We start from the raw sequence: 10718 nt of genomic DNA, 5'->3' as shown, positions 1-10718 counted from the left end.
CGAACAGATCGCGCCCTCACCGACCGCGCTGGATCAGTTACCCAACACCCTCTCAGGCCACCGCTCTCAACGCTGCCCACCTTCAGCGTTTCCCGCGCATCAACGGCTGGCTGCTCATACCAAGCGAAGCAGGCTTCCTCATTGGGACTGTTACGTGGGTGGGGATAGAGCGTTCTCCGTACGCCAACTTCACCGCCAAGAGCGACAAAGCCCTCGTGGACCTGCCGTTCCCCGTCCGCCGCCTACGGCTTGCGCCTCTGGGAACCTTGCGTTGGCTCGATCACGACGGCATGACCGAGCCTGAGTTGATACGTGGCATCCCCAGTTACCCGTCCGTCGGTGAATCAGTGCTGGTCCCGTCCGCGGACCAACTCCGGGCCATCGCCCAGACGACGAGCAAGCACACTCACGTCAGCATTGGGACGTCTCCGCTCGCTGGGGACGTCGATGTCCGGATCGACCCGAATCGCTTGTTCGGGAGACACCTCGCGGTTCTGGGAAACACCGGCTCCGGTAAGTCCTGCACCGTCGCCGGACTGATCAGGTGGTCCCTTGAGGCAGCCCGCCAGACGCTAGAAGAGAGCGGCAGTGACAAGCAGCCCAATGCCCGTTTCATAGTCCTGGACCTGAACGGCGAGTACGCCAACTGCTTCAGTGACGTCGCAGGTGTCCGCGTATTCCGCCCCAGCCCCCAAGGTGACGAACGCGAACTGACTGTCCCCGGTTGGATCTGGTCCAGCGCCGAATGGGCCGCTATCACGAGGGCGTCGCTGCAAACACAGCGCCCCCTTCTTCAGCAGGCGCTTAGAAACCTACGCAACAACATCGACCCGGACGCGTCAGGGCGGGCGATGTTGGCCACGCAACTACGCGGCTTCCTAGACTTATGGACTGGGTACAGCAACGATCCGGCGCAGTACACCAAGTTCCCGCAACACAAGTCCGTCTCGTCATCCCTTGACAGCATGATCAGCGTGTTCGAGCAGTTGGCGCAGAGCGGCATGGATGACGCCCTGCGCGACCTGCTGGACGCCTTGAGCACTGTCGCCAAGAAGCATCTGCCTAAGTATGTGCAGTATGAAACTGCGTACACGTACGACGAGGTGTCCAAGGTTGTCGCAGCACTGAAGGCCGTCCAGAGCGCTACCGGTGTGGTCGGTCAGTCGACGCAGGTGAGCGAAGACGCTCCTGTCAGGTTCGACATCAATGTCATGACGGAGCACATGTACGCGCTCTCCCAGACCGGCGAGTTCTCTACCGGCTCCGCCCACACGTCCTATCTCGTGGCTCGGCTTCGGACCATGCTCACCGACACCCGCATGCGACGGGTCATCTGCCCCGACACGGAGCAGTCGTTCCCAGACTGGCTCGCCGACGTCATCGGGAACGAAGACGCTTCTGACGGCCAGATCGCCGTCATCGACCTTTCACTGCTTGCTTCCGATGTTGTCCACACCGTGGTCGCGGTTCTCGCTCGCGTGGTCATGGAGGCCCTGCAACATGTCCGGCGGCTAACAGGCAGCGATCTACCAACAGTGCTAGTCCTAGAGGAGGCGCACAACTTCGTCGGCAGCCGGGCCAGCGCGTCGGACATCCCCACCACCAGCGACCTCTGTCGGGAGACCTTTGAGCGGATCGCCCGCGAAGGTCGCAAGTTTGGACTTGGGCTTGTCTTGTCGTCGCAGCGTCCCTCCGAACTGTCCTCGACAGTGTTGTCTCAATGCAACTCATTCCTGTTGCACCGTCTCGTTAATGACCGCGATCAGGATCTGGTGGGCAGGCTTGTCCCCGACGCACTGGGAGACCTGCTCCGCGAACTTCCCGCCTTACCGTCCCGGCAGGCAATCTTGCTGGGCTGGGCCACGCCCGTTCCAACGCTCGTCGAAGTGCATGAACTCACCCCGCAGCAGCGTCCCCAATCCGACGACCCTGCTTACTGGGACACATGGACGCGGCAACGCGATGTGGACTTCACGTGGGACGACGTTGCCGAGCACTGGATCAATCCCAGCGGTGAGCAGGATCAGGAAGGAGACGGTGTGGGGCTGTCGTGAAGTTGCACTGAGTGCGTCGGTGGCATCTCGCGGTGCCCAGCCGCCTCTGCGTGCCAAGGGCCGCCGTCGCCCATCGTGGCGTGATGACCGCGCCGACCGTCGCATCGCAGGAAGGCGCATGTTGACCGTCAGGAGCCGCCAAGTGAGTCCCTCGCTGCTGCGGGCTCCAAGCGGCGGTGAGATTGGGAACGACCCTCGGATGACAGTTGTCAGCTGACCCCTGACCCGGGCAGCCCCCTCACCGGGGGTGCCCGGGCCGGTTCGATCGAGTGAGGCCCCGCACGGAGTGATCCGTGCGGGGCCTTGCCGTCTTCGGGCACAGCGCGGCCGTCCCCCCAGGCCGCGTCCGGGATGTCGCCCTCTAGGTTGGCCGGGTGGCGGATCGGGGTGACCAGGCGGCGCCACCCCGGACCGAGGGCGGGCACCTGCTCGCCCAGAGCAGCGGGCGAGCGTTCGGCGGTGCGCTGCTGTTCGCCCTCCCGCTGCTGATGACCATGGAGATCTGGCAGCTGGGCCTGTCCATCCCGAGGTACCGCCTCGGCCTGCTCATGGCGGCGACCGTGCTGCTCGTCGTCTTCCTCTCCCAGCACTTCGGCGCCGGGATGCCCGGGGTCGGCTGGCCCGGCTACCTGGCCGACGCCGGAGTGGCGTTCGTGATGGCCGCGGTGGCGACGGCGCTGGTCCTCGGGGTGCTCGCGGTGATCAGGCCCGTGCAGGGCTGGCAGGACTCCTTGTCGATCATCAGCTTGGAGATGCTCCCGGCCGCCGTCGGCGCGTCGTTCGCGCGCAGCCAGCTCGGCGTCGGCGGCCGGCGGGTCCCGACCACCACCTACGGCGGCGAGTTGCTGCTGATGGCGGCGGGTGCGGTCGTCTTCGCGGCCAACATCGCGCCCACGGAGGAGGTCGTGCTGCTCGCGGCGAAGATGGGCGCCTGGCACCCCGTCGCCCTCGTCGTCCTGTGCCTGGTCCTGATGCACGGCTTCGTGTACTCGGTCGGGTTCCGAGGACAGGAGCCGGCCGTCGGCGGGGTGCTGCGCTCATTCCTCACCCTGACCGTCGTCGGCTACGTCATCGCGCTGGTCGTGTCGGCCTACCTGCTGTGGACCTTCGGCCGGTTCGACGGGGTGGGTCCGGCCATGGTCGTCACCGAGGCCGTCGTCCTGGCGCTGCCGGCGAGCCTGGGCGCGGCGGCCGCCCGGCTCATCCTGTGAGGACGACGTGAGCGACGCCGATGACCGGGACGAGACCGGGACCCCCGACGGCGACACCAGCCGCGGCGAGTACCTGCTCGGCGCCCTCGGGGTGGTGGTGGTCCTCCTGGTCCTCGCCTTCCTCGTCCACCAGGCCGTCGTGCGCGACGGCGGTCCCCAGCTGTCGGTCACGGCGGCGGCGGCCCAGCAGGTCGAGGGCGGATGGGCAGTGCCCGTGGAGGTGGTCAACGAGGGCGGTCAGACCGCCGAGCAGGTCGAGGTGACCGGGGTGCTCACCCGCGACGGCAGCGAGGTCCAGCAGGCGACCGCCACGTTCTCCTACCTCGCCCCGAGCAGCCGGCAGTCAGGGGCCCTGCTGTTCTCCGAGGACCCGACCGACGGCAGGCTGGAGATCCGTCCAGCCGCCTACACACTGCCCTGACCGTCGGACGGACATCTGGACGGCCGCTGACAGCTGACGCAGGCGGCACGACGCATCCTGCGGTCGGAGCCCGTGGCTGAGCTGCCGGCACGGCTCCGGCGGGAGACGGCGGCGCGGATCGTCGGCAGGTCGTGGTGGAGTGCGTCCATGACCTGGGAGACGCACCCCGTGACCCCGGACCGTTTCGAGGACTTCGCTGACGTCGTCAACCGCACCCGCCGCGCCAACCACTGCTGGTGCCTGTCCCACCGGCTGCGTGCCGCCGAGATCGACGAGCTCGGTGGTGGGAGCCGTGAGCAGGCCATGCGACGGTTGTGCGAGCGCGAACATCCTCCGGGGGTGGTCACCTACCGGGACGGTGAACCGGTGGGTTGGTGCAACATCGGCTCGCGCGCGGAGATCACCCGACTGGCCGGCTCGCGTCTCATCCGGCCGGTCGACGACCTGCCGGTGTGGAGCATCGTCTGCGTCGTGGTCCGTTCGGGCCATCGCCGACAGGGTGTGACAGCTCCGCTGATCGAGGGAGCGGTCGCCTTCGCGGCTGCACATGGCGCGCCGGCAGTCGAGGCGCACCCGGTCGACCCCCCGGGACGCATGGACCTGACGATGTCGTTCGTCGGGACCCGGTCGATGTTCGAGCGAGCCGGCTTCCGCGTGGTCGGCACCACCGATGCCGTGGCGAGCGGGATGCCACGTCTGGTCATGCGGCGGGACCTGCGCTGACCGGCCCCCGGCCACCTCGCGCCATGCCCCGGGGTTGCGGTCGGTCGGCGGGTGCCGGAGGGGTCCGGCCCGACCGCTGCCGTCTACGTTGGCGGCCTACCTGCTGCCCCGACCGGGTAGGCCCTCGGGGACGGGCCGCCAACCGGGCGTAGACCCCCCGGCCAGCCGCTGACGAGCGAAGGAGCGAGATGACCAGGGACCACCGTCGGCTGCGAGGACCGGCTGCCGGCTGGCGGCGTCGGGCGCTCCCGCTCGGCGTGCTCCTCGTCGTCACGACGGGCCTCGTCGGTTGCGGGCAGGACCCTGCGTCGGTGGAGCCCGAGGTCACGGCCGAGGACCTCCAGGACGTCCGGGACGAGCTCGACGCGCTGGAGCGGCGGGTCGAGGCGCTGGAGTCCGAGCCCACCGCCGAGCCGACGGCCGAGCCCGACGAGAGCGACCCGACCGAGCCGCCCGTGGAGCCGACCCCGCAGTTCACCGAGGGTGAAGACGTGTCCGTGCGGGCCGAGGTCGTCGGCCTCATCGCCACCACCGACATCGGCACCGCGTTCCGCGTCTCCACCGGTTCCGGGCGCGCCGTGGCGGTGGTGTCGGCGACCCCGGTCCAGCCACTGGCGGTGCAGGACGTGGTCCGGGTCTCCGGCACGGCGACGACGGTGGACCCGGAGACCTTCGAGCGGGACTTCGGGATCGCCGCTGCCGTGGTCTTCGACGACCCGGACGCCTTCTTCGCCGGGGAGGCCGGGCAGATCGCCATCGCCGCGGACCAGGTGCAGCTGGGCGGGACGACGGCCCTCGACTGAGCCCGAGGGTGACCGCCGGGTCAGGCCGGGGGAGCCGCAGCCGGCAGCGGGTGGGCCCCGTCGAGCGGCTCGTCGGAGGCGGGGTGGGTCCGCAGGTGCTCCACGACGCGGTAGACCACCGCGAGCAGCGGCACGGCCAGCAGGGCACCCGGCACGCCGGCGACCAGGCCCCCGGCGGTGACCCCCAGCAGGATGACGACCGGGTGCAGCCGGACCGCCCGGCCCATGATCAGCGGCTGCAGCACGTTGCCCTCGACTTGCTGGACCACCAGCACGACGACCAGCACGACGACCGCATCGGTCACCCCGTTGGTGACCAGGGTGACCAGCACGGCCACCGCGCCGCTGACGGTCGCACCGACGATCGGGACGAACGCGCCGATGAAGGTGAGCAGGGTCAGCGACAGCCACAACGGCACGCCCAGGACGAGCAGGGCGAAGCCGATGCCGACGGCGTCGATCAGGGCCACCACGATCACGCCGCGGACGTAGCCGGCCAGCGTGTCCCAGGCCGCGAGGCCGGCGCCGTCGACCCGCGCCCGGCTCCGGTCGGGCACCCGGGCGAGCAGCCAGGCCCACATCCCGGCTCCGTCCTTGAGCAGGAAGAACACCAGGAAGACGATCAGCACCAGCCCGCCCAGTGCGAACAGGCCCAGCTGGGCCCCGGCACCCGGGCTCGGGGTGGCCTCGTACAGCCGGGTGACGATGTCGTTGCGGACGTCGGCGACCTGCTGCGCGTCCAACTGCAGCGGACCCTCGATCAGCCAGACGCGGATCCGGTCGATCCCGGCCGCCAGTGGCCGGGTCAGGTCCTGCAGGGTCGCGGCGGCCCGGAAACCGATCAGGAAGCCGATGCCGACCAGCACACCCAGCAGCAGCAGGACGGCGGCCAGCGCCGCCAGACCGCCGGGCACGCCCACCCGGCGCAGCCGACCGGCGACCGGGGCGCTCAGCGCGGTCAGCAGGACCGCGACCGCCACCGCGAAGGTCAGCATGGGCAGCCGGAAGAGCAGCCAGAAGACCAGCCAGACGACGGCCGCGAGCGCCAGCGTGGCCCCGCCCAGGGCCATCGTCCGCAGCGCCCAGGCCGGCATCACGCTCGGCTGGACGGGTGCCGCGACGGCAGGCCGAGGGGGCTCGGGGACGGAGGAGGGCTCCGTGCTGGCGGGCCGGTCGGGGTGCTGGTCGTCGGCAGGAGGGCCGCCGTCCAGGTGGCGGTCTCGGCGGCCGTTGGCCCTGGCCCGGCGGATCATCGTCTGCTCCTGTGTCCCGTGCCCCGCATGATCACGTCTCCTCGGACTGCTGTCGGTGCGGCGCCCGACGCAGCATGACCCGGTGCCTGACCAGCAGCACCGCGTTGGCCAGCAGCAGTCAGCGTCCCAGGAGGAGGACGGTGGCCAGCGACGTGGTCCCGTACCGCTCGGAGGAGTCGGCGAAGCACTTGGGGGACACCCGGTGGCCGCCGCTGGCCAGCGCGGAGGACACGACCACCGGCAGGACCGCGATCAACACCAGCCCGAGCAACCGCCCCCGCCAGCCGCGGGAGCCGGTCGCGGGTCCGTACCAGCCGACCGCGGGTCCGGGTGAGCGCGCGAGGGAGCTGCGGCACGGAGAGGGCGGAGGTCATCGGGGCGGGCCTACCCGACCGGAGGCGTCGGGCAATCCCCGGGCGCGGGCCGCCGTCAGCAGGTGGGGCCGTCGTCGGCCGGGCGGGTGATCGGCTCGACCGGCGGCGTGCTGCTGGCGACCGCCGGTCGGTCGGCACCTGCAGTCCTACCGAACTCCTGGGTCGCCCACACCGAGCCGTCCGCGGCGCAGAAGACGCCCACCCCGAGCCGGTCCCAGCCGGGGTTGAGCACGTTGGCCCGGTGGCCGTCCGAGCGCATCCAGCCGGCGTGGATCGTCCCGGCCGGCACCGGGCCGGTCGCGGAGAAGATGTTCTCGCCCACCGACTCGAACCCGGCCAGCTCATCGCCCTGCAGGACCTCCCGGATGTCCTGGTGCACGAACTCCCCGGTGTCGGCCATCTCCGCGCTCCAGTCGCGGGCGACCGTGGCCAGCGCGTCGTTCCAGGCCACCGGCTCCAGCCCGCGGGCCTCCCGCTCGGCGTTCACCCGGTCGAAGACGGCGCGGGCGATCTGCTCCTCGGCCGGTGCATCCCCGTCACCGGCCGGCGCGGACTGTGGCGCCGGGGCGGAGTCGACCAGGGCGCCGGACCCCGAGGAGGAGGAGGTGACGACGCAGCCGGTGCTGCCGAGCAGCACGGCGAGGACGGCGACGAGGGCGGCACGGAGGCGGAACACCGCGACGGGGTACCCGGCCGGGACCCGGTCAGCCGCCGCGCGGGTCCACTGCGGCCGTTCCGTGACCGGCCGGACCGCTCAGACTGTTCCCGACCGGACCGCCCGGCCGGGCAGCACGTCGGTGCGCAGCTCCCCGTCGCGGACCACCGGCGTCCCGGCGACCAGCACGTGCCGGAAGCCGCTGGACGGCGCGACCTGGGTGTAGGTCGCGTGGTCGGTGACCGTGTCCGGGTCGAAGACCACGAGGTCGGCGTCGGCGCCGACCTGTACCCGGCCCTTGCGGCGCATCGCCGGGACGGCGCCCTCCAGGATCTGTGCCGGCAGCAGCGACGAGCGGCGCAGCGCCTCGGTCAGGCTGAGCAGACCTCGTTCGCGCACCAGCCAGCGCAGCGTGCGCGCGTAGGAACCGGCCGAGCGGGGGTGGGTGACCAGTCCGGGAGCCGGTGGCCAGGTGTCCGGCGCTGCGGCCCCGCCGGGTGCGACCAGGGGCTTCCCGCCGGAGGCGACCAGGGGCTTCCCGCCGGGTGCGACCAGAGGCTTCCCGCCGGAGGCGACCAGAGGCATCGCGTCGGTGGCGATCGCGGTGTCGGCCAGGGTGAACGACCGCTCGAGGACGGCGAGGTCGGCCGGGTCGTCCTCGTCGAGGAAGTGCACCACGACGCCGCCGCCGGGGTCGGTCGCGCGCAGCTCGGCCAGCCGGCGGTCGTCGGCGATCCGCTCCCCGGTGGGCAGGTAGGTCAGCTGCCGCGGGCCGATCCCCAGCCGGTGCAGCTGCTCGGGGGCGAGGAACGCCGCGCCGATGACCGTGGAGCCGGCGCCGTAGGGATAGGCCTCGGTGCTGACGCTGACGCCGCCCACCCGCGCGGCGTCGATCGCGCCGGCGACCTCGTCGATCATCCGGGTGGAGGTGCTGTTCACGTGGCACATGTGCATGTGGGCGCCGGTGCCGGCCGCGGCGGCGATCACCTCCAGCGCGCCCTCCAGCGAGGTGCCCGGCTCTGCGGTGGAGATGAAGCGGGTGTGGGTGAAGGTCGGCACGCCCAGTCGGGCGGCGAGACCGGCCAGCCGGAAGTACTCGGCCCGGCCGCTGTCCGGTGCGTAACCGACGAGCACCCCGATGCCCAGCGCGCCCTCGCCGACGGCGTCGGCCAGCAGGTCCAGGATGCGGCCGACGTCCCGGTCGCTGGCCGGACCGCGCCAGTTCGGCAGCGACTGGTGGGTGGCGAAGAGGTCCAGCGAGGCGTCGGCCACCAACGGCACCCCGTCGAGCACGTGCATCCGGGCGTCGGTCCAGGACGCGGAGAACCCGAAGTTGACCGGCCGGCCCTCCGCCTCGGCCCGGGCGTAGGCGCCGGCGACCGGCAGCACCCCGGCCTCCAGCTCCAGCGCGGTGGTCACGCCGTCGAGGGCCTGCAGCCGTAGCCCGGTGGTGCTCTGCGCGTGGCTGTGCAGGTCGATGAAGCCGGGCGCCAGCACCTGCCCGGCGACGTCCCACACCTCCCGGGCCGGCGGCGCCGCCTCGCCGACCGAGGTGATCGCGCCGCCGGTGATCCCCACCGCCCGCACCCCGTCCAGGCCGGACTCCGGGTCGATGACCCGGGCGCCGGTCAGGACGAGGTCGGCCACCGGTGCGGGCATCAGGCCTTCCGCGGTTGCGCGCGGGCGCCGTAGTGCAGGTACTCGCTGCCGTCGGGCAGCGAGTAGAAGACCGCCGCCATCCAGGTCTCCTCGCCCGGCGCCCGGGTGGCGTACAGGCCCTGCTCGACCGGGTGCAGCTCCAGCTCCTCCACGGTCGCGCCGGTGGACAGGGCGACCTCCCCGGTCGGGATGATCCGCAGCACCAGCCCACCGTCGCGCTCGAACACCTCGGTGGTGATCGAGCTGCGCTCGTAGGTGCCCACGTAGCCGGAGTGGTCCACGTCGGGCGCGGCGGCCGGCGGCTCCAGCTGCGCGGCCATCTGCACCCCGGCGAGCTCGGCGAACAGCTCGCGGTACAGCTCGCCGTACAGGTCGCGGGGGTGGCCGCCGTTGGTCAGCAGCGCCACCGCGAGGCCCTGGGAGGGCATGACCCGCAGGAAGGCGTTCTGCCCGATCGTCGTCCCGTCGTGGCCGTAGAGCCGTTCGCCGTCCCAGTCGAACCGGATCCAGCCCAGCCCCCACGAGTCACCGAGCGAGTACTTGTCCGGCAGGTCGGTCTGCAGCTCCTGCATCCGGGCCGTGGCGGCCGCGGACAGCAGCACGTCGCCGTCCGGGCCGCGGCCGTCGCGCAGGTGCAGCCGGGCGAAGGCGGTGACGTCGCGGGCGGTGGCGTTCACCAGGCCGGCCGGGCCGAGCGAGCGGGGGAGCAGCCAGGTGGTCGTCGGCTGCAGGTCGGCGCCCTCGCCCGGCTCGATGTGCCCGACGGCGGCGCGGTGCAGGATCGCCTCCTCCGGCAGCGTGGAGGTGTGGGTGAGCCCGAGGGGCTCGATGATGCGCTCGCGCAGGGCGGCGTCCCAGGTCTGGCCGGTGAGCACCTCGACCACCCGCCCGGCGAGGTTGAACCCGGAATTGCAGTACGAGAAGGTGGCGCCCAGCGGGTGGTTCTGTGCCACGTCGGCCAGCGCCGCGACGTACTTCTCCAGCACGTCGTCGCCGCGGCCGGTGTCGGTGAAGACGTCGCCGTCGATGCCGCTGGTGTGGGTCAGCAGGTGCCGCATGGTGACCTGCTTGGCGACGTCGGGGTCGCCGAGCTGCAGCTCCGGCAGCACCTCGACCAGCGGGGCGTCCAGGTCGAGCTTGCCCTCGTCGACCAGCTGCATCACCAGCGTCGCGGTCCAGACCTTGGTGATCGACCCGATCTGGAACACCGAGTCGGTGGTCACCTCCACCCCGGTGCCCAGGTTCAGCACACCGGTGGCGGCCTCCACCAGTTCGTCCGCGCCGCCGTCGGCGCCCAGCCGCAGGACGGCGAGCGTCGCGCCGGGCACCGCGTGTCGCCGGGCCAGCTCGTCCAGTCGCTGCTGCCAGTGCTGCTGGTCGATCGCAGGGCGTGTGGCCGTGGTCATCTGCTGCTCCGTCCGGTCGGCGTCCGGGGCCGGTCCGACCCACGGGCGCAGCCTGCCGCGCCGGCCGTCACGGATCTTCGTCGGCGCCGACGAAGGCGCCCGCGCAGCGCTGGCCGCGACCACGAACAACCAGCTGACCAGCGCTCCTACGGTGCCCGC

At 71.6% G+C, this 10718-nt stretch carries 10 protein-coding genes; 5 read left to right on the top strand and 5 right to left on the bottom strand.

The genetic code is table 11. The features are described 5' to 3' along the window. The 5 genes from IN07_RS12805 to IN07_RS12785 form a co-directional block, all read left to right on the top strand. The coding region (locus IN07_RS12805) for an ATP-binding protein (protein ID WP_231558273.1) at nt 1–2054 on the top strand (2054 nt) is incomplete at its 5' end. Nucleotides 2055–2428: 374 nt separating this feature from the next. Continuing rightward, entirely contained in the window at nt 2429–3265 is an 837-nt protein-coding gene (locus IN07_RS12800) for a TIGR02587 family membrane protein (protein WP_052091218.1), read from the top strand. A gap of 7 nt (nt 3266–3272) precedes the next feature. Continuing rightward, nucleotides 3273–3686: a hypothetical protein gene (locus IN07_RS24020; RefSeq protein WP_052091217.1), complete on the top strand. Its 414-nt coding sequence runs from the start codon at nt 3273–3275 to the stop codon at nt 3684–3686. 147 nt (nt 3687–3833) lie between these two features. Then, nucleotides 3834–4409, top strand: a complete 576-nt coding sequence (locus tag IN07_RS12790; protein WP_036336284.1) for a GNAT family N-acetyltransferase — start codon at nt 3834–3836, stop codon at nt 4407–4409. A 188-nt stretch (nt 4410–4597) separates the two neighbouring features. After that, the gene (locus IN07_RS12785) at nt 4598–5212 is read left to right on the top strand and encodes a hypothetical protein (RefSeq protein ID WP_036336283.1); all 615 of its coding nucleotides are present in this window, start codon (nt 4598–4600) and stop codon (nt 5210–5212) included. A gap of 20 nt (nt 5213–5232) precedes the next feature. Here the strand turns inward: IN07_RS12785 and IN07_RS12780 are convergent, their stop codons facing one another. From IN07_RS12780 to IN07_RS12765, 5 genes are all read right to left on the bottom strand, one after another. Beyond that, complete coding sequence (locus tag IN07_RS12780; protein WP_064972407.1) at nt 5233–6306, bottom strand: AI-2E family transporter; 1074 nt, start codon at nt 6304–6306, stop codon at nt 5233–5235. Nucleotides 6307–6583: 277 nt separating this feature from the next. Continuing rightward, nucleotides 6584–6724 carry a hypothetical protein gene (locus tag IN07_RS25265; RefSeq protein ID WP_156119170.1) on the bottom strand — a complete coding sequence of 47 codons (141 nt, stop codon included), beginning with the start codon at nt 6722–6724 and terminating at the stop codon, nt 6584–6586. 170 nt (nt 6725–6894) lie between these two features. After that, complete coding sequence (locus tag IN07_RS12775; protein ID WP_036336281.1) at nt 6895–7515, bottom strand: CAP domain-containing protein; 621 nt, start codon at nt 7513–7515, stop codon at nt 6895–6897. A gap of 78 nt (nt 7516–7593) precedes the next feature. Then, entirely contained in the window at nt 7594–9153 is a 1560-nt protein-coding gene (locus IN07_RS12770; protein ID WP_036336279.1) for an amidohydrolase family protein, read from the bottom strand. Further along, nucleotides 9153–10559 (bottom strand): serine hydrolase domain-containing protein, encoded by a 1407-nt coding sequence (locus tag IN07_RS12765; protein ID WP_036336294.1) that lies wholly within the window; start codon nt 10557–10559, stop codon nt 9153–9155. The genes IN07_RS12770 and IN07_RS12765 overlap by 1 nt, the downstream gene beginning before the upstream one ends. Between the last annotated feature and the right edge of the window lie 159 nt (nt 10560–10718).

The organism is Modestobacter caceresii (genome assembly GCF_000761485.1).
Taxonomy (GTDB): Bacteria; Actinomycetota; Actinomycetes; order Mycobacteriales; family Geodermatophilaceae; genus Modestobacter; species Modestobacter caceresii.
This window is presented reverse-complemented; position numbering and strand designations above follow the sequence as displayed.

What these genes read in the sequence shown, in the direction of transcription:
- IN07_RS12790 (WP_036336284.1), top strand. Translation starts at nt 3,834, where the DNA reads ATGACCTGGGAGACGCACCCCGTGACCCCGGACCGTTTCGAGGACTTC.
- IN07_RS12785 (WP_036336283.1), top strand. Translation starts at nt 4,598, where the DNA reads ATGACCAGGGACCACCGTCGGCTGCGAGGACCGGCTGCCGGCTGGCGG.
- IN07_RS12780 (WP_064972407.1), bottom strand. Translation starts at nt 6,306, where the DNA reads ATGCCGGCCTGGGCGCTGCGGACGATGGCCCTGGGCGGGGCCACGCTG.
- IN07_RS12770 (WP_036336279.1), bottom strand. Translation starts at nt 9,153, where the DNA reads ATGCCCGCACCGGTGGCCGACCTCGTCCTGACCGGCGCCCGGGTCATC.
- IN07_RS12765 (WP_036336294.1), bottom strand. Translation starts at nt 10,559, where the DNA reads ATGACCACGGCCACACGCCCTGCGATCGACCAGCAGCACTGGCAGCAG.